15 protein-coding genes and 1 riboswitch are annotated in these 24340 nt (G+C 45.7%); of the genes, 4 read left to right on the forward strand and 11 right to left on the reverse strand.

Annotation, left to right across the window (positions count from 1 at the left end; translation table 11 throughout):
• Positions 1–380: 380 nt before the first annotated feature.
• Complete coding sequence (locus MHI52_RS26565) at positions 381–3227, reverse strand: ATP-binding protein (RefSeq protein ID WP_405157949.1); 2847 nt, start codon at positions 3225–3227, stop codon at positions 381–383.
• Between the two features lie 344 nt (positions 3228–3571).
• Between MHI52_RS26565 and MHI52_RS26570 the strand changes: the two genes are divergently transcribed.
• A complete protein-coding gene (locus tag MHI52_RS26570) occupies positions 3572–4270 on the forward strand; it encodes a response regulator transcription factor (RefSeq protein ID WP_017692253.1) in 699 nt (232 codons plus the stop codon).
• 49 nt (positions 4271–4319) lie between these two features.
• On the opposite strand, the gene MHI52_RS26575 is transcribed toward MHI52_RS26570, so the two are convergent.
• A complete protein-coding gene (locus tag MHI52_RS26575) occupies positions 4320–4739 on the reverse strand; it encodes a hypothetical protein (RefSeq protein WP_127546579.1) in 420 nt (139 codons plus the stop codon).
• Between the two features lie 241 nt (positions 4740–4980).
• On the opposite strand from MHI52_RS26575, the gene MHI52_RS26580 reads away from it, so the two are divergent.
• The 3 genes from MHI52_RS26580 to MHI52_RS26590 all read left to right on the forward strand — a co-directional run bounded on the left by MHI52_RS26580 (position 4981) and on the right by MHI52_RS26590 (position 8919).
• Positions 4981–6123, forward strand: a complete 1143-nt coding sequence (locus tag MHI52_RS26580) for a virulence factor (RefSeq protein ID WP_405157950.1) — start codon at positions 4981–4983, stop codon at positions 6121–6123.
• A 146-nt stretch (positions 6124–6269) separates the two neighbouring features.
• A riboswitch (Lysine riboswitch) is annotated at positions 6270–6485 on the forward strand.
• 117 nt (positions 6486–6602) lie between these two features.
• Positions 6603–8081, forward strand: coding sequence for an amino acid permease (locus MHI52_RS26585; RefSeq protein WP_076328900.1), 1479 nt, complete (start codon positions 6603–6605; stop codon positions 8079–8081).
• 196 nt (positions 8082–8277) lie between these two features.
• On the forward strand, positions 8278–8919 hold the full coding sequence (locus MHI52_RS26590) for a class D sortase (RefSeq protein ID WP_282320219.1): 642 nt from the start codon (positions 8278–8280) through the stop codon (positions 8917–8919).
• 125 nt (positions 8920–9044) lie between these two features.
• Here MHI52_RS26590 and MHI52_RS26595 read toward each other — a convergent pair whose 3' ends face one another.
• The 9 genes from MHI52_RS26595 to MHI52_RS26635 all read right to left on the reverse strand — a co-directional run bounded on the left by MHI52_RS26595 (position 9045) and on the right by MHI52_RS26635 (position 24251).
• The gene (locus MHI52_RS26595; RefSeq protein WP_405157951.1) at positions 9045–13556 is read right to left on the reverse strand and encodes a collagen binding domain-containing protein; all 4512 of its coding nucleotides are present in this window, start codon (positions 13554–13556) and stop codon (positions 9045–9047) included.
• Positions 13557–13719: 163 nt separating this feature from the next.
• Positions 13720–14847 carry a transglutaminase domain-containing protein gene (locus tag MHI52_RS26600; protein ID WP_076253587.1) on the reverse strand — a complete coding sequence of 376 codons (1128 nt, stop codon included), beginning with the start codon at positions 14845–14847 and terminating at the stop codon, positions 13720–13722.
• 201 nt (positions 14848–15048) lie between these two features.
• A complete protein-coding gene (locus MHI52_RS26605) occupies positions 15049–17442 on the reverse strand; it encodes an S-layer homology domain-containing protein (RefSeq protein ID WP_405157952.1) in 2394 nt (797 codons plus the stop codon).
• A 227-nt stretch (positions 17443–17669) separates the two neighbouring features.
• On the reverse strand, positions 17670–18596 hold the full coding sequence (locus MHI52_RS26610; protein ID WP_282320216.1) for an alpha/beta hydrolase: 927 nt from the start codon (positions 18594–18596) through the stop codon (positions 17670–17672).
• 169 nt (positions 18597–18765) lie between these two features.
• On the reverse strand, positions 18766–19392 hold the full coding sequence (locus MHI52_RS26615) for a bifunctional 4-hydroxy-2-oxoglutarate aldolase/2-dehydro-3-deoxy-phosphogluconate aldolase (RefSeq protein ID WP_047841586.1): 627 nt from the start codon (positions 19390–19392) through the stop codon (positions 18766–18768).
• Positions 19393–19543: 151 nt separating this feature from the next.
• The gene (locus tag MHI52_RS26620) at positions 19544–20695 is read right to left on the reverse strand and encodes an MFS transporter (RefSeq protein WP_341344139.1); all 1152 of its coding nucleotides are present in this window, start codon (positions 20693–20695) and stop codon (positions 19544–19546) included.
• Positions 20696–20811: 116 nt separating this feature from the next.
• Complete coding sequence (locus tag MHI52_RS26625; RefSeq protein ID WP_341344140.1) at positions 20812–21210, reverse strand: Rrf2 family transcriptional regulator; 399 nt, start codon at positions 21208–21210, stop codon at positions 20812–20814.
• 183 nt (positions 21211–21393) lie between these two features.
• Positions 21394–22464: a glycosyltransferase family 2 protein gene (locus MHI52_RS26630; protein ID WP_200869389.1), complete on the reverse strand. Its 1071-nt coding sequence runs from the start codon at positions 22462–22464 to the stop codon at positions 21394–21396.
• A gap of 1070 nt (positions 22465–23534) precedes the next feature.
• Positions 23535–24251, reverse strand: coding sequence for a glycosyltransferase family 2 protein (locus MHI52_RS26635; protein ID WP_340934310.1), 717 nt, complete (start codon positions 24249–24251; stop codon positions 23535–23537).
• Between the last annotated feature and the right edge of the window lie 89 nt (positions 24252–24340).

The raw sequence follows: 24340 nt of genomic DNA on the forward strand, positions 1-24340 counted from the left end.
CACTCCTCTTTCACATAATCGTTATGTACGACAGCAGTTACTCTGCTTGAACGTGTATCTCAATAACTCATGATTCGGATGATGCTCTTCACAACGGCATACAGCACAACCACAGCTGCAACCAGACAGACGATAATGAGTGTTTTCTCTTGTTTACGGAACATATACCTGCCGTCCTCCTTTTGCATGGGATGCAAATTATGGCTCTATAGACAGTTTGCAAAAGAAGTTGTTTTTTTATCCGGGGAAATTGAAAAACAAAAAAAGCCTTTCCCCTTATCACGCTCACGCGCTGAAGGGCAAAGGCTCTATTCGTAGGTCTCGTACATAAACTTGGTTCATAAAAAAAGTGAAATACATTTCTTCATCCAATCTTAAATTCACACCAATACGTCCTGCTTGGGCAGTCGGACCTTGAACGTACTTCCTTTGTCCGGTGCAGATATAAAAGTCAGCGTACCCTTGTGATCCTCTACAATTTTACGGGAAATGTACAACCCAATTCCTGTTCCACCAATCTGCCGATGATCCGAATTATCGACCCGATAGAATTTATTAAACAGCATGTCCTTCTCTTGCTCCGCAATACCTATTCCGTAATCACGCACATCAAGACATAACCATTCCTCTTCTTCCCATAACGTAATATCAATACGATCGGCTCCCGGAGAATACTTAACTGCATTGCCCACCAGATTATGCAGAACCTGAACCATCCTGTTCTGGTCCGCATAAGCAAAGAAGTCTCCATTAAACGTATGCACGTAGATACGTTGGGCAGACTTCATATTCCACTGTTCGGCAACCCCTTCTACCAACTCCACCAGCGGTACATACGTCATGTGATAAGTCATACCTTCGTTGTCGAGGCGCTGAATATCAAGTACATCATCGAGCAAACTGCTCAGCCGCTTGCCCTCCGAAGAGATGGTCTGCATGAATTCCCGCTGTTGAGCTGCCGGAAGGTCATACATCATCATAAGTTCCACATATCCCATAATGGTGGCTACAGGCGTTCGAAGCTCATGAGATACCACACTGATCAGCTCATTTTTCATCCGATCCAGCCGTTCTTCTCCTGTTCGGTCACGGAACACCAGCAGAAACCCATGGTTTTTACCGGGGACATCCATCTGCTTCATGTACAAGGAAAATACACTTTTATCCACATTATTGAATATAAATTCGGTCTCGATAAACGCCGTTTCTCCATTCAGGAATGCTCTCGTCTGTTCCATCAGATTGAAGTTGTCCGTTAATACCATCGTATCAATCGCCTGCGCCAAATCCTCAATGGATCTGCCCATAAAATCACCCAAACCAAACATCTCTTCTATCCTTCGATTGACGATGGTTATGGTACCTGATCGATCAGACATCACGAGCCCTTCTCGTACGGATTCAATAAATTGCTCACTGATATCTCGCTGTTCCTGGATGGCAATCTTCTCATTGAACAACTCCGAGTTCAGCTTCTCCAGCGCAAGGGCATGACGTACACGATCTTCTTCTGCTCTGGTCCGCTCCGTAATATCCTTAATAAACAGGTTATATAATGTCTCATTTTTGCCCAACTGGATCTCAACAATTTTGTACTCAATCGGAAATACGGAACCATCCCGTCGGATACCTGAAATTTCTTCAACGATGGTGTATCTTTTACCTTCAACATATTCAAATCGCTCAAGCAAATTCTTGATCTCCTTGCAGCTGGCCCCTTGAAAAAGAGATGGCGCTTCCTTGTGCAGGATCACTTCTTCCCGACGCAATCCAAACATTCTTTCAGCCTCCGGATTAAACTCAACGATCAGCCCATTGGAGTCCACAGCGATAATCGCATCAATAGAGGATTCAATAATGGCACGTTTGACCTCTTCACTATTCTTGAGTTCCTTGGTACGCTCGATAACCCTGTCCTCCAGCGTTAACTTGTCGTGACGAATCTGTTCGAATTGTTCCAGCAGCACATCGGCCATTTTGCGCAAATTACCAATCAGGATCTGTACTTCGGTTACATGGCTGGTTGGCCACTCCATCTTCCCATTTCGAAACAGCAGTCTCGGAAGAGAGCCTGTCATTCGGGTCAGTCTTAACAGCGGGCTAACAACCTTACTGCTGAGAGGAGCCGCTACGATCATGGAAGCCACGATGATGATGAACAGGGATTGTAGCGTGGTCAGATAAATGGATTCGATTCGGGGGTAATACTCGGACGAGTCAGTCACAATGAATACCCGATAAGGTGTTAACCTTGTCATTTCTGCTTCATAGATAAAAGAGGCTTGTTTCCAATGATTCAATACATCGCTGTAATGGATATTTGCGGAACTTAACAGAATGAGGTTATCCCTCGACTTCAGAAGACGGAATCTGTCCATGTCCAGATACTCGCCCACCTGTAGTGTATTCAAACCAGAAGCGACGACTGTATCATTGCGATTCAGCAGAATCACATTCACACCCAGTAGATGATGATAACGCGCCATATTCTGATCCATATTCTCAGAGGTAACGTACTCTTCATCAAGATCCTGAACAACCGCAGTTGCTGCATATTTCATATCACGTAATATGGCATCATTCATTTGCCCCAATTGTCTGCGGCTATCTGCGGATAACAGTACGAGAGAAACAAATACCACAAAGGCGACTACGTATTTAAACGCAATTCTTGTTAGTGGAATGGTTCCCATGCGTTTTGACTTGTGTTCACCCGTGGTGATCCAAAAATCAACTACAATTCCCGCAATCAGCGCATTCACCATACCAATCACAGCAATATACATATACTCATACTTCAAATCGTCTATATTTAAACCCAACATAAAATGCCCGGCATAGATAACAGGAAGTAACATGACTACCCAAAAGACAGCATTAGCCTTGATTAAGCTGCCATTCTTCCAGCGGATCTGCCAAACGAGCATCCAGATTAATTCCATGAAGTGGGCAAGCATGACAGTTAAATTGTGCGGCACAAAGCCGACAAAGACGGTATTCAGGAGATGGATAACTGTAAGGGTGACAAATCCATAGATGGCCCCATGCAAACGAAGAGCAATTAGTGCTGCGGCGCTACCAATCATAAACTGTACACCATAGAATAAAGTAAACGGAAAAATAGTGCTTAGTGTGCCCAGAATGATCAGAATGCTGGTCCCAATCCAGGGTATTCTCAGTTTCAACACGACCCAATCCAGCATTTGTCTTGCCTTTATACGATCCATAGGCAATTGCCCTCATGGATCATTTTTTCTTCTGTTTTCAACAACAACGTTGGTTCCCCCTATAAACTTAAGCGGATACAATATTACTTTTTTCCCCTTAACTCGTTCTGATCCATTATACTGTAATTAATACTTGGTGTAGCTTTGGGAAATTCTGATTGATCGGCAACCAAACTGCATTCATGCTAGAATATTGAAGTTCATTCAAAAAGCGTATTCTTTCTCTACATATACATCCTATATTCTGGGATAGAAACATTAAAAAATTTGCGGCATTTATTCGCAATTCACCTTGTTTTTTTAGCATTTTCTTAACATATTATTTTCACCAGGAGTGTGACCCTATGACTATCAAAGTACTTCTTATAGAAGATGAGAAAAATCTAGCCGACATGATTGCTTTCTTTCTTGAGGAGGAAGGATACATCACTGAACGGGTTCATCATGCCCGCGAGGCACTTCAACTGTTTCCACAATTCCAGCCGGATATTGTTGTAACGGATCTCATGCTTCCTGAAATGGATGGAAATGATCTCGTAGAAGCCTTTCGCCAGCACTCCACTGTGCCCATTCTGATGATCTCGGCAAGCACCATGCTGAATGATCGACTTCGTGCATTGCATAATGGTGCGGATGACTTTCTGTGCAAACCATTTAGTTTGAAAGAGTTGGATGCCCGGATTAAAGCACTGCTGCGAAGATCAATCATTTCCTATCAGGATAAACCGGTAAAAGAAGACAAGCAGGCAGAGGTTACTGGACATGTGAATGTGAATGAGTATAGAAGAACCCTGTTTGTGGATGGCGTTGAAATCGAGGTCACTCATATTGAGTTTGAGATTATGAAGGAATTGTACCGCAATCCGGGTAAAGTGTTCACCCGCAATGAACTGATGGATCGGATCAAAGGCTCCGAACGCGCCTATCTGGATCGTACCATTGATGTTCATATCTCAAGTCTGCGTAAAAAAATTGAGCCTGACCCCAAGAACCCACGTTATATTAAAACGGTTTGGGGAACAGGCTATAAATATGTGATCTAATACGATCGTAACGATTAAAAAGTTAAACATCTTTGGCCATATCTCTCTTTTATCTCATGGATAAGATGGGTGGTATGGCTATTTTTGAGTTATGGATAGACGAAGAATGAAACCAATTTTCCATATCCTTGATTAGTTGATTCGGGTCTTGCTCGTTCCAGAGAATCATCTTCATCTCACCCGTACCTGTAATTTCTTGCAGGTGACGCTTACGAATAAGGGATTGGAAATCCGTAATGACCAGTAACGGAAGTTGTGGCATAAAAGCCCGAATGGCATTTGCTGCTGACACCGCTTCTTCGGCAACCTGATAATCAACAATACAATAACGGGCATTTTCCCAACTTCCCCGATGTGTTTCTATCGCAGAACCAGATGTTGAGTCCTCAATCCAGTTCCTGAACAATTGAATAATATTCTCATATGCAATACGACGTTTTCCATCCGAGAGCACGGTAATGGGTTCCATAGGTATACCTCCAGTTGATTCTTATCTTTATTGTGCCAATTTTCGTTTAAAAATGTTTGTGCGTGAACATGAAAGAAGTGTTAACAAATTTCGCACTTCTTCACATTAAGTGTTAGACACGTCCACTTCACTTCTGGATGATTTCGCAGATTCCACACATTGATGTAAAATAGAGAAATACCCGTGTGATTTAATTTACGGGAAGTTAAAGATGAATCTGGTACTATAGGAGGTTACATTGATGAATATTGTTTCCATTGAACCAACACCGAGTCCAAATACGATGATGTTACATCTCGATGAACGTCTGGAGGACGGAATTCGCAAAACATATACACTGGACAACGAACGATCTGCTCCGGCGTTCATTCGCCAGATGCTTCATATTCCCGGTGTAAAGAGTGTGTTCCACACAACAGACTTTGTCGCACTTGATCGTAAAGGGAATGCCGACTGGTCCGTTATCTTGGGCGAAGTCCAAAATCGCCTTGGACAGCACGGCATCGATCTGGACTGGATTGAATCCGAAGATGGTTCAGGCGAGCACTTCGGAGAAGCACAGGTATTTGTACAATTCTTCCGAGGTGTACCGATGCAAATTAGGGTCAAGGCCGGGGTCAAGGAAGAACGAATTTCGTTGTCAGACCGCTTTGTCAAAGCCGTAACAGAAGTCGCCAGTGCAACGATGATCAAAGAACGTAAACTGAGTGATTACGGTGTTCGATATGGTGAATTGCCTGATATTGCACGTGAAGTCGAGCAGGAATTGGAAGCCGCTTACCCGCCGGAACGGCTGGAGCAAGTCATTAAACAGGCCATTGAACATGGTACCAAATCCGAAGAGTTCGTCGAGCGCCGCCGTGAATTGGATGGAGCCGAACTTGAAGAGGCTCTGCAAAACGAAGACTGGAATGTTCGCTATGCGGCATTTGACAGCATGGAGCCTACGGCAGAAAGACTGCCTCTCGTAGCCCATGCCTTGCATGACAACAAAATGCAGATACGTCGCTTGGCTGTCGTATACCTGGGTGACATTCGTACACCGGAAGCGATGGAATTGCTGTATGAAGCACTTCAGGACAGTTCTCCTGCGGTACGCCGGACTGCCGGGGATACCTTGTCGGATATCGGTGATCCTGCCGCCACTCCAGCCATGACAGCTACGTTATCCGATAAAAGTAAACTTGTACGCTGGCGTGCAGCTCGTTTTCTATATGAGGTCGGAACAGAAGAAGCAGAACAAGCCTTGCGCGTTGCAGCTGATGATCCCGAATTCGAAGTCAGCCTGCAGGCCAAGATGGCTCTGGAGCGGATCGAATCGGGCGAACAGGCTGCTGGAACGGTATGGCAGCAGATGGCTGGCCGTAACAAAAAAGAGGAATAGTCGTCTCTAGACCTCACATCCAACAATTGTTATTGCACTGGAAAACCATGCGCGTTATACTGATTGTCTGTTTACTAAACAGAACACACGGTGTTAAGTTGTGTTGTTCATAATTTCATAGACAATAGATACACCTCATCCATTGATGGTGAGGTAGAGGTCGCGGGTGCGATCAGTACGCTGATGGAGGCGCTAAGGAGCCGCTTATGAGATCAGCCGAAAGGTGTACCCGCCGAAGCTCGCTGGACGTTCCTTATACGGTCCGGTGAGCTGGGGCTGCTGTCGAAAGGCGCAGAACTGTCACGGAAGTACATTTCCTTTATATAAAGGTATGAATTCTTCTGTGTTGAGCTATCTTAATCATCTGGGACATGGTGCGGACATTGAAATATTAAAGACCGCAGGCTGATGCCTGTGGTCTTTTTGTTTATGAATTCAGGTATCGCAAACATCAGTATATCGAATGAAGGAGTGTTTCCATGCAAGACCGCAGTAACCCAACAACAACTGGACCTTCCCTGAAAAAAGGATTACGCGCACGCCATATGACGATGATCGCCCTCGGTGGCTCAATTGGTACCGGGCTGTTTCTCGCAAGTGGTACCGCCATCTCAACCGCAGGCCCTGGTGGAGCATTAATTGCCTATGTGGCCGTTGGCATCATGGTTTATTTCCTAATGACCAGCCTTGGTGAGCTTGCTACCTTTATGCCGGACTCCGGTTCATTTAATACGTATGCCGCACGTTTTGTCGATCCTGCTCTCGGGTTCGCCATGGGCTGGAACTTTTGGTACAACTGGGCGGTAACCATTGCAGCAGAGCTTGCTGCCGCTACTGTACTCATTAAATACTGGTTCCCCGACAGTTCATCCATGTTATGGAGCTTATTGTTCCTCGTGCTGATCTTTTCCTTGAACGTGTTGTCCGTTAAAGGTTATGGAGAGTCCGAGTACTGGTTCGCCATTATCAAAGTCGCTACTGTGATCATCTTCCTGGCCGTTGGTGTGCTCATGATCTTTGGTATTATGGGCGGAGAAGCCGTTGGTTTTAGCAACTTCACCATCGGTGATGCGCCCATCCATGGCGGATTCTTCGCTGTGCTTGGTGTGTTCATGGCTGCTGGATTCTCATTCCAAGGTACCGAGCTTATCGGAGTAGCTGCCGGTGAAAGTGAAAACCCGCGCGAAAATGTTCCTCGTGCAATTCGTCAGGTATTTTGGCGCATTCTGATTTTTTACATCTTGGCGATTACCGTGATCAGTCTGATCATCCCGTATACTCATCCGAATCTGCTCAAAGGTGACCTGGAAAATATCGGTGTCAGCCCGTTCACACTGGTGTTTGAGAAAGCTGGCCTCGCCATTGCGGCTTCCGTCATGAATGCCGTTATTCTGACTTCTGTACTCTCTGCCGGTAACTCAGGCATGTATGCTTCAAGCCGGGTTCTCTATGCCCTTGCCCGTGACGGTAAAGCCCCTCGTTTCTTGGGCAAGTTGAACAAAAAGGGTATTCCAATGAATGCACTTTTGCTTACAACAGCCGTTGGTATGTTGGCATTCCTTGCCTCGCTGTTCGGTGATGGGATTGTGTACACGTGGTTGCTGAATGCATCCGGTATGTGTGGTTTTATCACTTGGCTGGGTATCGCTATCAGTCATTATCGCTTCCGTCGTGCATACGTTGCACAAGGCAGGGATCTGAGCGATCTGCCTTACCGTGCACGCTGGTTCCCGTTTGGTCCGATCTTTGCCTTTGTCCTGTGTATCATCGTGATCATCGGACAGAACTATCAGGCATTCACGGGTGATCAGATCGACTGGAGTGGAGCCATCGTTGCCTACTTGAGCGTACCCCTGTTCCTGGTGTTGTGGCTCGGTTACAAATGGATCAAAAAGACCAAAGTGGTGCCGCTACAGGAATGTGATTTCACACCTACCGATTCACCAGCTGATAAATAGTGGCTATTTAATAAAACCTCCCCGTGGCGTTGCAGTTTTCCTACTGTAGCGAAACGGGGAGGTTTTGTTTTGGTTCGACTCTCCCCCTTCGAACATTTCTGTACATCCTTTCGTCCCTGTCCATATTTTGTATAGATCCGTAAGTAGAATAGAGAAAGGTATACTATTTTTCTTGGACAACGGGAGTTGATGTATAATGAAAAAATTCTCTATCCTGCTCGTTCTACTGGGCATCCTGATCATCAGCTTTCCTTTCCTGCGGGAAAAGTATTATGACTGGCAGCAAACCCGTGTCATGAACGATCTGGAGCAATTGCAAAACGGCTTGTCTAAGCTTAATCACTCTTTCGAACAAGGCATGCAGGACGCAGCTTCCGCCGAGCCGACTACTGACAATACAGCTACAGTGCAAGAGCTCTCTTCGGATACGTTAGGGATACTATCAATTGACAAGATTGATGTCCGCTTACCGATTCTGGAGGGTGCAACGGAAGCCAACATGAAGGTAGCTGCAACCCATCTTGTTGAAACCACCAGTATCGGGAACAAAGGTAATGCTGCGATAGCCGCTCATCGCGCCCACAAAAAAGGACGACTGTTCAATCGTCTGGGAGAACTCCAGATTGGTGATTCAATGGAAGTCACCCTGGCAGATCGAACGATTATCCAATATAAGGTAGATCAGATATCCGTTGTGGAGCCAACTGACTTATCTGTGCTGGAGGATCCTGGGCTTGGACAGGTCCTTACCTTGATTACCTGTGATCCACTCGTCAATCCAACACATCGCCTAATTGTAAGAGCTATTGCAGTGAAACCAAATGTTACGGGGACCTGATCCTCCCTAAATATCACCAAAAAATACCCTCTAGCATATTCACACGTCGACGCTAAGTCTTCGTAGTGATTGCTAGAGGGTATTTCTATCTCACACGATGAATTTTAGATACTGCGTGTTTCGATCTAGCGATGAAGCTGTTGTCTGCGGCGGAAGTACATGAATCCCGCGCTACCTAGCGCCATCAGCATCATGCCCACAGCAGTGTAAGCCATTGTGCTCTCTTCACCTGTTTGTGGCAGCATTCCCTGAGATCCAGAATTTCCGTTTGGCTGTGATGCGGAATTTCCATTGCCCTGTGATCCATCTGTATCCGTTCCAGCAGGAGGTGCAAGTGCACCATCCCCATCAGGTGCATCTGTATCCCCAACTGGAGGTGCAGTATCGTCACCGTTGGAATCGCCTGGTGTCGGTGTCACTACCCCGGAATCTTCATCTGTCGGACTTTCGCTTCCTCCCCCAGACTCTGTAGGTTCAGTTACAACCGTGCCTGGAACCGACGGATTTGGTTTTCCTGGTTCCGGAGTTACTGGTTTCTCTGGATCTGGTGTTACACCCGTAGTAGGTGTTCCCGGATTATAAGGTCCACTAGACCCACCACCCGATACCGGGATAGCCTGATTCGTTTTTTCCACAACTACAGCTTCGGTTTGTATGTTCGTAATTTCGAATGGTACTGGTGTTGTTTCCAACATGTACCCGTTAGGCGCTTTTATTTCAACCAACTGATATTTATTGATATCCAAGCCTTCAAGTACAATTTCACCTTGTTGATTGGTTGTCAGTGAAGCTTCATCTAGACCTGTTACCTTGTGGAATTCCCAATTCCCATTTGCATCCATCAATGCAGTTTGAGCTCGTAATTCAAATACAGCTCCTTGAAGGTGCTGAGTTCGGCCCGCATTGGTTTTAATCAATTTAACAGAACGATCATTTTTTTTATTTTCAATGGTTATTTGAGTTTCTGGTTTGATAATAGATGCAAGGGTCTCCGGCTGTTCAATAACAAAGCCTTCTGCCTTGGTCTCTACCAATGTATATGAACCATAATCCAAACCATCGAATTCAATGACCCCATTTAGGTCGGTTACTTTTGTATCGATGACAATGTTGGAACGATCACGCAATTCGAATTCGATTCCGCTTAATACAGACTTATCCTTGGCATTTACTTTGGTAACGACAAGTTTACCACCTGCACCCATTGCATTAGACTTCGTCAAGGTAATACTCTCCGTCTGATTCTCTACAATGGTAAACGGAATTGGTGTAGCATCCAATTGATAAAACTCAGGTGCCACGACTTCTACCAGCTCATAATCCCCTGGCGACAGTCCACCTTTGGCGATCTTCCCATCTTCCCCTGTCGTTAACTCATCGATTTTCTCTCGCGTTGCGCCGTCCTTGGAGTACAATTCGAAAGTTGCACCCTTAAGTGTCTTGGAGGAGTCCACCGCATCTACCTTGGTTAATTCAAAGCCTTGGCGAATCTTTTTATTTTCAATTTCAAAAGCAATATCCGCATCCTTAAATTCAATCGTTTGACCTGAGGCAGAGCCATATTCAGGATCAACCAAATATCCTGCCGGTGCAGATAATTCTTTTAACTTATAAGGTACACCGTTGGTTAGATTGTTTAATCGATAGTTTCTGGAGCTTTCAACCACACCATTCTCGTCCGTTGGTTTCAATGTTTCCAGAAGCGTAGTTCCAGACGCATTATAGATTGCAAATATTGCACCCTCCAGCGGAACTCCTGTATCACTGACTTTGTGAATTCTGATTTTGCCCAGACCTGTAGAGGCTCCTCCACCAGCTCCAGCCAAGGAAACTTTGATTCCCGACTGATTACCTTCTCCGATTACCGAGGAAGATTGGCCTGCAAATTCAACCTTATTCTCAATTCGGGCGCCATGATCGGCATTAATATAAGACTGATATTCCAAAATGAATGCAGTATGGATATCTTTCTTGAAGGTGAAGGTAAATGTATTGCCCTCCACGTCCAATTCATAATCAGCCGGATCAACAAGTCCAGCTTTGGTGGATACATTGCCTGAATTGTTGGCAGGTAAATTGGTTGCATATAATTTCAATGAATCAGCCAATAAAATCTGGTTCTCTGACAAGGTATCTGTTAATTGGTTACCCGCAGGAATGAAAGATTGACTTGGATTGATATTTACCGTCCATGATGCTTTATCCGTTGTACCTTCTTGCTTCCCTGTTTTGCGCACGTATACACCACCGTTGGCAGGTGTAACACTGGCTGATCTATTAAATCGTATTGCACCACCCTCACCATCCGTCAGAACAGCCTGGTTGGCATATGCGCCTGCTACAGAATATGGTCCATCCAGACTTGTTTGGTACTGAATGCGATAAGCCATTTTGCCCATGTTACCCAGATCCAACGCAAAACCTTTACCGTCCGGGTTCAACTGGAATTGACCAGGTGTGAGCAGAACCTCGCTACCCACAGCAGTAACATTATTGGCTCCCTGCAACTCTAACTCATGAACTTTCAATGAGCCGTCTACGAAAGATTGGTCTCCAGTGTAAGCATCCTTAAGGATTGCATCCTGAATATCAAACAAATTGTAGTTTACATCGATTGTCCAGGTGATCTTTTTATCTTTGGCGCTATATTCACCCTTTTTGTTACCATTTTGAATTGTGTAGTCTTGCGGTTTGACCGCAGCAGTTTTGGTAATCGCAGTCTGTTTTACATCAGACTCTTCCCAATCGATCTTGGCTGAGTTGCGATATTCATCATTCGTTGGCATACCCGCTGTGGGATCAAAGCTTGTTTTATAAGTAATAACATGCTCCGTACTGAGCGTTACGCCGTCCTTCAAGCGAAGTGAGAATCCGTTTTCATACGTTGGATCAGCCGGGTCTGGAGTCAGTTCAAAGTCGTCTTTGTTAACACCACTCACTTGAAGACTACCCGGAATCAGTTTCATATGTCTGCCTTCGTAATTGTCGGTGATGACGATATCCGTCATGTCCTGCAAATCACGGTTCACAACAATCTGCCATTCGATTTCTTTTGTGTTGAAGTTTTCACTTTTTACACTCTTTGCAAAAATGACTTCCTGGATGTCTCTTCGGCCTGTTTTGGAAGTACCATCATACATGTTCACTGTGTTCGTAATGGTGTCGTTTGTATACACACGATGAATAGATTGAGTATCATATTCGATCTCATAGGCCTTTGTAATATCGTTCTTAAAATGTAATCTGAAGCCATTATCGAACCCTGTACCCATCGCTTCGAGTGTGTATTCATTCGGATTGATCAGTGTTCTGTTGGAAGCCGCTCCACTTGCATTAATGTCCACTTGATACACTTTGACGGAATTGTTGATCAGTTGCTGTTTTGCCGTATCAAAGCGGTCTTCAATCCATGCATTCGTTTGCATAATTTCTTGCTGATTGTAGTTATATTGCACTTTCCATGTGATCGTCTGGGTTACCGGATCATACGCACTCTCTTGCCCTGATTTGTTCAAAGGCTCATTAAAACTCACACGAACTCGGCCAATATCTGTTTCGTTGTGCTCACTCTGATCCGTTGTAAGCGCAACCTGGTTTTGATACTCCACGTTGGTGAACGGAGCAGTGGTTGGTGCTTTAACACTTGTCGTATAGGTTACACGATAGGCCTTATCTGTATCTCCCAATTGAATTGGAAACTGTGGTTCCGTTTGAACTACTGGGCCTTCTTTTACAGATCCATTCAATTGCACTTCCAATTCGCGAATTTCGATATTGCCCTTGAGCTCCAGCTCTGCTGGGAACGTGTCTGCAAGAACAGCATTTTTCATTGCCTTCTCGCCTTGGTTAAAATCTACAGTCCATTTAATTTCATCCGAGTTGAAGTTGTCTTTGTTTGCGCTTCCCGATTTCTTCAACTTATCTACGGCTGTGTTGGCAAAATGTACATCAATGATGCCCTGCCCTACGGAACTAAAGTCTATCTCCTGTTTCAAGCCATCTTCCATCTTGCTCTCATCGAACTTAATCCACACGTAGAAGTTGCCTTCCAGCTTCGCATGATCGATCAGTTCATTAAAGGTAAAGATGATTGTGCCATCTGGATTCACCACATACTCCCCAACACCGCCATCCAGATTACCCTTAAGCTGCGATCCGATGATGAATTTATCAGGCAAGTTAAAGGTGAACGTAGAGCCATCGCTGTAGTTGTGGTTGGCATCTGCAAGTCCCCATGTAAAGACTACAGCCACCTCATCCTGGATTCGTGGTCGAATATCCTCAATTTTATCTCCTTTGACTTCAATCGTGCCATTCCCGTTGTCTTCTGGTGCCTGATTGTACATCTGCACACTGGTAATCAATTGATCTGTAATTACCGGGCCTGCAGCTGCGATTGCTAAACTGCTCTGGTTGAGGTTTCCCTCCCCCTCTTCTTCCGGAGTGGCAGCAACGTCAACGTTGTTAACCTCTTCCGAACCTGCCAAACCTTCTTCTGATGCTGTATCGCTGATTGCACTGGCTGGCAAATTAGTTAATTCATCCTGAGCATGCATTGTTGGTGTAAATATCCAACCCTGCATCATTTGCGTGACCAGTAACAGAGCAATGATCACTATGCTCACTTTTTTCCTCATTGTTTGCATATCCTCCTCGTACGTAGTGTTGGCATACGCCGAAGATTAGAATAGCAAAGCTACATATACAAAAAATAGACAACACTAAAATCCTCGTTTTTGAACACAAAATTGAACACAAAAAAGGATACTCCTCAAGCGGAGCATCCTGTTCAAACGGTTGTTATAATGTCCAGTTAATTTTGACGCGCAGATCCGTAGTACCTTCCATTTTGGACACATAATAAGATATCGATTTCATGCCAAGTTGGTACAAATCCTGCAAATCTTCAATCAGTCCAGCCTCCGTACCCTTGTACCTGAACGTGAGTGAGGTTCCGCCTTCCTTCAGCTTACTCTGAACTTTGGTCTTCAGCGCAGCATGGCCTTTAACAGCATCCTGTTCATCATACAGGGAATAGTCCAGAGCGTGGTACAGCTTCTGATAAGCGGCTTTTTTGTTATCTCCGGCCTTCACCAGCTTTAATAAAGCTTCTCGATATGGGGCGGGCGCAGCGGGGTACTTGCTTTTGCCTGTCCAGATATGGTCACGTGCCATCTCATCATCACTCAGCAAATAGTAGCTGTGGCTAACCTTACCTTTGCGGTCAGGGGTAGGATCATCCCAGGTAGTGTCCATGTGATACCACTTGCCGTCCAGGTTCACGATATTCCAGGCATGAAGCTGCCCGCCCGCTGTACCTTCCACAATCCGGTTATCGATACCTACTCGCTCCAGCATCCGATATGCCAACAGTGAATATCCCTGACAGACGGTACTGCCTGTAACAAGCCCGTCGTAGGCCGTATATTTCTTCAACGAAGTATCGTAAGAAAGGTTAAGCACAATCCAGTCGTGGATGACCTTGACCTTCTCATGATCCGTCATGCCTGGTTTGATGATTTCTTTCAACACGTTTGTGACTTTACGATTCACATAATCGGTCTGCTCCTTGGTCTCCCGATAGGAGAGAGTCACATGCACCTCGGCCGACACATTGGAGCCTTTATAATTAAATGCATAACTTTTAACGGTATATTGGATATAGGGGTCACTCTTCATTGCCTCATCGATGGAGGTTTGTAATTGTTTTTTGAGGCCCTTCACATTGCCTTTGTATGTAAAAACAAGTTCCTCCGTTCGCTGTGACATTGCGGTAAGCAAGGTCTGGCGCAAATCTGTTGCCGTGGATATATCTGATGTCCCTGATGCAGCATACAATTGATCCAGATCAACCGTACGTGGTAACGCTACAGCAATCAGACAGCCTGCCAGCAGTATGGTGATAATTCGTTTCCCGTTCTTACCCATGAAAGGAACCCACCCTTCTTTGCAAAGTTCTCACGCCCTATTGTATCACAAAAGGCTCTGTCGTCATTCTTCTAGTTTTGTCAAAGCAAATCAAAAGAGACCTTCTATGGAAGGTCCCTTTGATCTTTAGTTCATTGAATCACGATTACCCGTTATCTTCATCCTATGTTTCGTTTGGTCACGATATGAGTGATTCCTCGTCTAATACAGGCGATTACCACTCATAAACGTATCTGTTTTACCTTGAAGCTTCGCCAGCCGTTCCAATACCTGTGACGCTTCAGCTACCGTCACTTTACGTGCAGGCATGAATCGTCCTTCAATCGAAGGAAGCAATCCCAGCTTCAGACTCAGGGAGACCGCTCCCTTACTCGTAATGGCACTGGCATCCGCAATGTTGGGAAGATCCGATGGCAACGTATAGAATCCGGCCAGCTTCTCATAGCGTAAAATACGTACAAGCAGCACTGCCAATTCTTCACGTGTCATCTCTTCCTGCGGATTCAAATTCTGTTCAGGGTCCGCTCCGGCAAGCCAGCGCTGATCGATTAATGCCCGAACTGCCTTATAATACGGGCTGTCAGGTGTCACATCAGCGTATAACTTGTCATCTCCGTCCCCACTGTAGTACAGATCCATATTTGGATTAATCGCTCTTGCCAGATAGTTAAACCAATCCCCTCGGGTGATCACACGATCCGGGAATACGCGTCCCTGTTCATCAGCAAGCAATACGCCATGCTGTGTCATATTGCGTAGAGCTGCTTCGGCCACATGACCCAAGATATCCGTAGGTTCAGCCTTGGTTGCAGAGCTTGTGTCCCCGTATAAAAGCTTCCACTCCCCTGTGTTCGCATCCAGCGCTTCATAGTTGCCATAGATCGAATTCTCATCACGTGTAGGCATATAAGCAAGGTTCACCCCCGCTGGGATGACTTGACCACCGTTCATACCATATCCGCCATAACGGGAATATGCGAGGATCAGCTTGAATTCCTCCAGATAGAGTGCCTTGGCCTCTTCATAACTGATGGCTGGCTTAACATCTGCTGGCAGTTGTTCAGGCGTTGCCGCAATACGTGTATAGAACTCGTTAATCGTCCCGTTGTTTAACACCTGTACTTGTGCCGTATCTTCCTTAACCGGAATTCCGTTCAGATAACGCTGGAACAAAAATGTGCGAGCATCATCCACCTCAATCACGTTAGCCAGTCGGAACTGCTCCGTTGCGTCTGGAACTAGCGCAATCACCGTGTCCATCGCCAGTTTCTCAGCCTGCTTCCGGGTTACCAATTTGCCTGCCTTCTCCTCAGCCGGCTTCTCCTGTTCCATCTCCGGTCCCATTCGTTGCATCATCGTATAACTGTAGATCTGCCCGGTAACTGCATCTACCTGTGCTGAGATATCCCGCATGAACATATAGGACATATTGGCACTTCGATCGCTCCAGCTCAGACTCCACACCTGATTGTTCGGACTTGAGTAATATCCCTTGCCCAACTGGTTATGCTCCAGCTTATATCCCTTGGGAATATCAAAGTTTGTTGCGACCCGATTGGCGGCCTGCTGCACATTTAACCTCGTACCATTGGCCGGGACAAAAGGCGTTACATCACCTTTTAACTTCGTATCCTGCTGCAAAGAATCTTCATCTACAGCTTTACCTGTTAATGTATTAATCCGTTCCAACGTATTGGCTTCAATCGGAATGATACTGATATTTTTTGGTGTATATGCAAGGTAATACTGCTGACCCTGTTTGGAAGATAGACGATCTTTGGCGATATAAGCCAGCTCCACATCGAACTGTTCTTCAAACTGCTGTCTGGCCTTCTCTTCTGAAGCTGCCGGTTTCGATGAGGGATACTTGGCTTCAATAGTACCCCGTGAGTAACCTGTCACCAAACCACTTTCATCCACATTAATGTAGACTGTCTCTGCGTCAGATAACAATCCATCATGTTTTAACTGGTACCCGTATCGATACTCTGTTCTGCCAAACAATGACTCTTGTTCGATGGAAGAATACAGATCTCCAAGCGGAGCATATTCATTGTCCTTAAGACCCGGAATCGCTTGGTACAACAGTGTCACGGCCTTTTCTTCAGCTTGAGCTTTGGTTAACTTCACATCTGATTCCGAGACATGTTTATCCAGGATATCCGACGGCAAATGTACACTTAACACTTCCCCTGTGCCTGCATGTACAGTTCCACTGAATCCCGACGTATGATTACCTTGTGTAATCTGGAACCCGATCTCCCACGCCTTGTAGTCTGGCGGTGGATAGGAATTAGGTGAATCGAATCGTGCAGATGAGATCGTTGCTTTTTTTAATAATGGAAATAATTTCAGTATATTTTCACTGGCTTGCCTGGATGAGATTTTCGCTCCCTCAGGCACGTCATTGCTCGTTGCGTCTAGTTGTTCATTTTCCCCCGTTGTCGCTGCGGTCAACTGCTCTGCTTGCGCGGCTGATGCACTGCCTGCAAAACCTGGTGTTTGCGAAGCAAGCAGCAGTGTTGCCATCGCTGCGGTTGTTGCTTTGGTTGCGAACATTTTCAAACGTAGATTAAACTTCCAATTCAAACTCAAATCTGGACCTCTCCCTTCAATTTCATACAAAGAAGCATAACAAATAACCTCGCATGAATATTGCCAGTCTATTCTATGATACCATAAGCTTCCTTTTTAATCGTCGTTTTCCGGGCAATTTTACAAATGTGAATTTCTGCATATTGCTAGTAACAGCAAAAAAAACGCCAATTACGTTGGCGTTTTATCTGTTAGCCTGCACTCTTATGTAGGCTGAATCTACCTTGTCAACTACTCGCTTTAGACGAATCGTTCAACTTCGCCTGACCTTGGACATGGGTTTTCAAAAATGGAATAACGGTGTCCCAGAAGGTGGGATCTTCCTCAGAACAACTGTGTCCTCCGCTGTTGACCCATAGATGTTCAACAGGCGGATCGGCTTTGGACATAAAATATTCAAGCTCACTCGGGGGAATGAAATTATCTCCCTTGGAGTGCACCATAAGCATCGGCAGTTGCATCCCCCTGCGCCGTTCATTCAGCATCATCACCGGATCACGCTGACGATAAGATTTCAGAGATTCACCCAGTCGCCAGAACCAGATTCTCGGAATTAACTGGGCCAGTGGAAACAAGGGCAGACGCCGGCGTCTCAGCTCTGCACTGACGATTACTTCAAATTGCGATGGCATCGAGTCCGTAATCACTGCTGATACAGGAATTCCCTCCGTCACTGCAAGAATCGTACCCAATCCCCCCAAAGAATGACCAAGCACTCCGATGGCATCCGCATCAATCTCTGGTCGTGCAGTCGTATACTGCAACGCCGCGAGCAGATCATCCCGGAACAAGTAGGCAGATGCAGCACGAACCGGATCACTAGCCCCATGACTACGCACATCATACATAAATAAGGCATATCCAGCTTCCCAGATCGGACGTGCGTAACGAAGAACACGGGAGCGATTGGAGCCCCAGCCATGTGCAATAATAACGAGCGGCCATGGTTTCGGAATGTCGGCTCTGGCCGGGATGAACCAGCCATGCACCCGACCTCCCCCACTGTCAAAGGTCACATCCTCAAATGGCATTGGGGGTGTGAGTGTGATTGGAATCTTCTTGGGGGTTTGGCTCTTTACCGCTGCCTTCCATAATCCACCTGCCGTTACTGCGGCCACGGCGAGCATGCCGCCTATCATTGTTTTAGCTTTCACAGGGCATCTCTCCTCTCCGAATTCCGGCATACATCCATCATAAAACAATAGAATGAACGGCACGTTAAGCGACATGGGTTTTTATGATAAAGATTAATCCAACAACTAATTTAAAGGAACCATCATATATATACCCAAATATACATATTCCTCATCTGATGCTGGAATCCTAGGCTTCAGCTGCTTCCACAAATCTCCGTGCACATGCTGCAATCTGCTCATGATCTCCTGCCACAAGAGCTTCTCGTGGTAAAAGTGCACTTCCCAGACCCACTGCAGCAGCGCCTGCTGCGTAATAATCAGCAATATTCTCCAGTGTGGCACCACCTGTTGCCAGCAGTGGAATATGATTCAGTGGAGCTTTGATCTCCCGCAGATACGGTATACCCAGACTCGCCATCGGAAACAACTTCACAACTCGTGCTCCCGCTTCATGGGCAGCGACAATCTCCGTAGGTGTCATGGCTCCAGGCCAGATCTCGACACCATGTTCTACAGCATATTCAATGACAGACAGATCGACATTGGGAGATACCAGAAATTGTGCTCCTGCAGCGACGGCTTCCTTCGCCATCTGCACATTCAGTACCGTACCCGCTCCAACATAAGCCTTTCCTTCATGCCGCTCACGCCAGTCTGCAATAATATCATGTGCTCCAGGTGTGTTCAGTGTGACTTCCATTAGTCGGATGCCGCCACCTGTCATACCTTGTCCAGCTGTTACTGCCGCTTCGCGGCTTATACCGCGCACAATCGCAACTAGCCTTGACTCCAATAGTACTTCCGTCAAATTCATATCCAGTTCCCCTTGCTTCATCAATTCGGCAGCCGAAGACAGGCAATCATGGTCACCGCTTTTCCGTTATTCATTATTGTAAGGCATATCCTCTCCTGGATGAAATCATTTGATCCAATATTCACTTCTTGCTTTTAAAAAGACATTGAATTCAACTTGGTTTTGTAGTCAACCTGAAGGAAACAAGGGCAATCGCCAACGCCAACAGCAGGACCATACCACCAATCCACCCCAAATTTTGAACGGAATTGTATTTCACAACTACACCTCCCAATCCGGCACCGAAAGTCATACCTATGTTCATTACTGCCGTATTGTAACTCAGGACTGTTTCAGAAGACTGTGGTCTCAATGTTATCAAATAGAACTGATTCGCGGGCGTTGTTATCCAGGCAGCTGTGCCCCAAATCATGATGGTCAGAAGAATACCTATTGTGGAACCTGCTGTGATTGGCAAAATAAAGAGGGCACCAGCATGAATAATCAAACTGATTGGAATCGTGCGAACAGGTCCCCATCGATCTACCGCATAGCCACCAAGACGGGAACCTATGAATGCAAATATACCCAATACAAGTAACGCCGTACTAATCATTTCTATTGAAAAATCGGCTACAGAACTTAAAAGTGGAGCGATATAAGCAAATACCATGGTGTAACCCAGAATCCAGAAAACAGTCGTTAATAATCCGGTGATAACCTTTTTATCTTTGATAATCAATAATTGTTGCTTCAGGGAGAGAGACGGGTTACCCTCCATTCGAGGAATAAATCTGTACAACAGCATGAAATTAATAAATGCGATAATTGCAATCATGATATAAACGTAGTGCCAATCCATGTAGGCAGCAATGAAGGTACCAATCGGCACTCCTAATACCAATGAAACGGTGAATCCTGTGATGACAGTTGCAATGGCACTACCCTGTTTGCCAGAAGGAGCTAGTCTTGCAGCATAGTTCGTGGCTAGGACAAAATATAGACCACCACTCATGGCCAATACGATGCGTGAGAACATAAGCATGCCAAAGTTCAAACTGAAGAATGCAATGATATTTCCCAAGATAAAAATAAGCATGGAATACAGAAGTACTTTTTTACGTTGTAACTTGGAAGTCAGCATGACCAGAGCCCAGGCACCCAATGCATGAGATAGTGCATATACGGTGACCAATTGTCCCGCTAATGAGATCGAAACCTGTAAATCGCGGGCAATGATATCTAAAACGCCAGATACGACAAATTCGGCTGTTCCCACAACAAAGGCTCCTAAAGCCAATAAATAGATAATAAATGAATTCATTTCAGTCTCCTTTATTCAAAAGAATAGTGTGTGAAATCTTCTGAATATATTCGTTTGTTGAAATTTATAATAGATATAAAAGACAAATTATATCTATTACAAACACAAAAAAATACTTAATACATCATTGATATTTTACCGGCAATCGAAGATAATTTTCGATTTTTAAACACTTCTTCCATCTGTCCTTCGGCAGTGATCATGGTTTCTTGAATTAAGCATCCCTGTTTATGATTAGAACAATTAAACAGAGAGGTTGTACCCTCAATGGCCTGTATGATATCCAAAAACGTAAGATCCTCCCACTTCTCCTGAAGTGTATACCCGCCATGGGCACCAGATGAAGAATGAATCATCCCCTCTTTCGTCAATTTGGTTAAAATCTTGGACAGATATGTGGGTGAAACATTCTGCCACTTTGAAAGCTGCTGCACACCCACAGGTTTATCTGAATTGGATGCCGCAAGAAAAAGCATCGTGTGCAGGGCGTAATTGGTAGCTTTGGAATACTTCATCATCTCATTCCTCCCTAATAAAAGACTTAATATATCTACAATAACTCCTTTAATACAATTACGTCAATAACCCCCTCTCATAAAAGTGGCACATTGCGTCCACTCTTTCATCAGAGGAGGCTCTTGTTACAAACAACTGTTCCAGCAATATCTATACCTACAGTTCCAATCTATATGCATGCTTTAGGCATTTTCCAATACGTTATCCTTCTCCAAATCTTTAAAGTATCGATCGTTATATAACATGCTTGGATGTGTTGGATGATAGGCGAGTGCGATATCATTATGTTCCCGGGCCTTGGCACGGTTACCCATCCGGTCATAACACACACATAGTTGCAGATGCGGCATCCAGGTCCAAGCTGCTTCATTCAGCACTACCATAGGGTCATCAGGACGTACAGCACGAGTCGCCTGTTCGTACCAGAACAGGGCCTTGCGATAATCTTCACGGTCGGCAAAATAACCACCCAATCGACAGCAAATCTCGGCTCTTGGCAAATCATAGGCAAATGATCGGAACAACGCCGTGACTTCCTGTTCCGGATGTTCAAGTGCAGCTTCACAATCCGCAATTTTCTGGCAAGCAGCGATCTGATCTTCCACCCAGCCCAGTCCGGTATCCAGAAACTTCTCATAGTACTTCACCGCATCCTCATGCTGTCCATGGTCCTTCAGTTCATTACCGAAATAGTACAAGTCACGCGGCCCAAATTCCTCTCCGGCCTGTTCCCTTTTACGATAGATCCGCAGATTCCGATCGGTATACTCCTTATCTTTCTTGTGGGTAACCGCTATATCACTATGCAGCAGATTGCCCGCTACAGCCAGATATTCATGCACCGCGCCAATCCAGCGAAATTGCCGATCCCGACGCACCAGACGATTCCGGCGCAGGCTGTAGGCTACCTTGCCATCTGCTGTGAATGACAGATTGTAATCCATCGTCACACTATCAACATCCGGGTCCAGCGAACGTTTCAAGGCGATCAGTTTCGCCCGATCTTCCGGTTCGAACACATCGTCTGCATCCAGCCACAGAATATATTCACTCTTTGCCTGATCGAAGGCATAGTTGCGTGCTGCTGCAAAGTCATCCACCCATTCAAAATCAACGATACGATCCGTATATCTGGAAGCAATCTGACGGGTACGATCCGTTGATCCGGTATCCACGATTACAATCTCATCGGCAATACCGTTGACCGAGTCCAGACATCTCGCAAGGGAAGCTTCTTCATTTTTCACAATCATACACAGGGTAATACTGATCGTCTCCTCACCTCTTCTCGCCCTGCGATTAAAGGCGGAAACCCCCGGCAGTTCGGACAATCGATAGATGTGGTACGCAGGGAAATGAGTATCAACGAACAAACGAAAACCCAGTGCTTGAGCACGGATGCAGAAATGACGATCTTCGCCCCAGAAGGATACATTGGGAATCTGGTCATATGAGACTCCTGCTGCCAGAACATTTTTGCGAATAAGAGTACATGCCCCTAGCCCTCCAACTTCATAACAACCCGGGATCCGCAGCTGATTTAGAAAAGCAGTCGTTTGCGTGCCCTCGTCCTCCGCCTCGGTTCCGTCTACTGTTTTGCCACCGCGGCGATACAAGGCATACTCATCTTGCAGCCATACCTGCGGCATTTCCCTGGCATCCGGCTGCCAGCGGGTCCAAAAAATATTGGATACAATGTCTTTGCCACTCGATACAAGTTGCTCCAGCGTCCGTGGATGCAGCACCAAGTCAGAATCAATCAGGAACACCGCATCGTAGTGATTGTCGCGTGCATATTGCAATATGCGATTTTTCAAACCGGCTACACGCCAAATCTGCTCATCCTGCCAATAGTGTCCTCCCTCATCCTTGCTGTACACCCCTTTGTTGTCAGGACTACCGCTACCATGTTCATCTGCTTGAATAACCGTCCCTTCATGCTGAAGCACAAATTCATGCAATATATTCGATGCGGCTTCTTCCACGTTATCGTCAACAAACAGATAATCCGTCTTCACTGTTGTTCGTTCCAGTGCATGCAGAGAATACAGAAATTCACGGAGCACCGGAGTTGTCTGGCGAACCGGGCTGGCGATCAGTATTCTTTCCTGGCCAGGCGCTTCAAGCGTTTCCGATTTGCGGGTTTCCAGCGATTTATCAGAAAGTCTGGGCGGTCGATGATTACTCTGGCTCTCTTTCTGGCTCTCATGTTGCTTCTCTTTTTGATTTTCTTTCTCATGTGAATTCAGCTCTATTTGAGGTTGGGATTCTTCTTGCGATTTGCGTAAAGGGTCTTTCTTCAATGTGCTCACTCCCCCTCTCCTTATTCGAACCATGCCAACAGTCGTGGCTCTTGATCCAATATCGATTCGTACTGTTCCTTCCAACCGTATCTTGCTTCAGGGTCCAGTGCTTGATAGCGTTCATATTTGCGGATACGGTCTTCTTCCCGCGCCCAACCATAGTGCTTCACCCGGGGAGCATGACATCCATAGGACCAATGCTGGATCGTTAACGGAAAACGACCACAATGCTGGGGTGTCTCCTTCCATTCATAGTTCATCCCCGGGTGATAACGAATCAGAAATGGCCGATAATAGGCATGCGCCTGCCAGAACTCATCTTCCCGGTAATGCGTCTCACTCCACATATCAAACAATCTGAAATAGATCGCATCTTCTTTACCACTGAGCAGCAGATCCCGTACCAACCCAAAGTCACTGGTTAGAATCTCATCCGCATCCAGATTCAAAATCCACTCCGGATCGGTTGCCACCGTCTCTTCCCATTGTTGTTTTCTCAGGCTTACCTCGTCTGCAAAACGTGAAGCTACGTTCTCCACTAATACGAGTGGAATACCGTCCAGAAGTTCCCTGCACAGTGCGACCGTTCCATCCGTGCTTCCGTCATCAATGATTACTGCGCGATCAATCCAGGGACGATGTCTCTCCAGTGCCTGCCTGAGATAACGATTTTCTTCATTACGAACGATCATCGACAAGGTAATATGTGGTCTTCCATGTTCCTCATGTCCATCCAAAGCTTCACCCCCATGCTCAAGCTTCTACCTATTTAAAATGTCGGACACACGATGCCTGGACGAATCACAATCCTCTATTTCCAATCTAT

It is taken from the genome of Paenibacillus sp. FSL H8-0283 (assembly GCF_045040675.1).
Lineage (GTDB): Bacteria > Bacillota > Bacilli > Paenibacillales > Paenibacillaceae > Paenibacillus > Paenibacillus amylolyticus.

Excerpts from the sequence above, each read along its gene's own strand:
- MHI52_RS26565 (WP_405157949.1), bottom strand. The coding sequence starts at position 3,227 with ATGGATCGTATAAAGGCAAGACAAATGCTGGATTGGGTCGTGTTGAAA.
- MHI52_RS26570 (WP_017692253.1), top strand. The coding sequence starts at position 3,572 with ATGACTATCAAAGTACTTCTTATAGAAGATGAGAAAAATCTAGCCGAC.
- MHI52_RS26575 (WP_127546579.1), bottom strand. The coding sequence starts at position 4,739 with ATGGAACCCATTACCGTGCTCTCGGATGGAAAACGTCGTATTGCATAT.
- MHI52_RS26580 (WP_405157950.1), top strand. The coding sequence starts at position 4,981 with ATGAATATTGTTTCCATTGAACCAACACCGAGTCCAAATACGATGATG.
- MHI52_RS26585 (WP_076328900.1), top strand. The coding sequence starts at position 6,603 with ATGCAAGACCGCAGTAACCCAACAACAACTGGACCTTCCCTGAAAAAA.
- MHI52_RS26590 (WP_282320219.1), top strand. The coding sequence starts at position 8,278 with ATGAAAAAATTCTCTATCCTGCTCGTTCTACTGGGCATCCTGATCATC.
- MHI52_RS26595 (WP_405157951.1), bottom strand. The coding sequence starts at position 13,556 with ATGAGGAAAAAAGTGAGCATAGTGATCATTGCTCTGTTACTGGTCACG.
- MHI52_RS26600 (WP_076253587.1), bottom strand. The coding sequence starts at position 14,847 with ATGGGTAAGAACGGGAAACGAATTATCACCATACTGCTGGCAGGCTGT.
- MHI52_RS26615 (WP_047841586.1), bottom strand. The coding sequence starts at position 19,392 with ATGAATTTGACGGAAGTACTATTGGAGTCAAGGCTAGTTGCGATTGTG.
- MHI52_RS26620 (WP_341344139.1), bottom strand. The coding sequence starts at position 20,695 with ATGAATTCATTTATTATCTATTTATTGGCTTTAGGAGCCTTTGTTGTG.
- MHI52_RS26625 (WP_341344140.1), bottom strand. The coding sequence starts at position 21,210 with ATGAAGTATTCCAAAGCTACCAATTACGCCCTGCACACGATGCTTTTT.
- MHI52_RS26630 (WP_200869389.1), bottom strand. The coding sequence starts at position 22,464 with ATGATTGTGAAAAATGAAGAAGCTTCCCTTGCGAGATGTCTGGACTCG.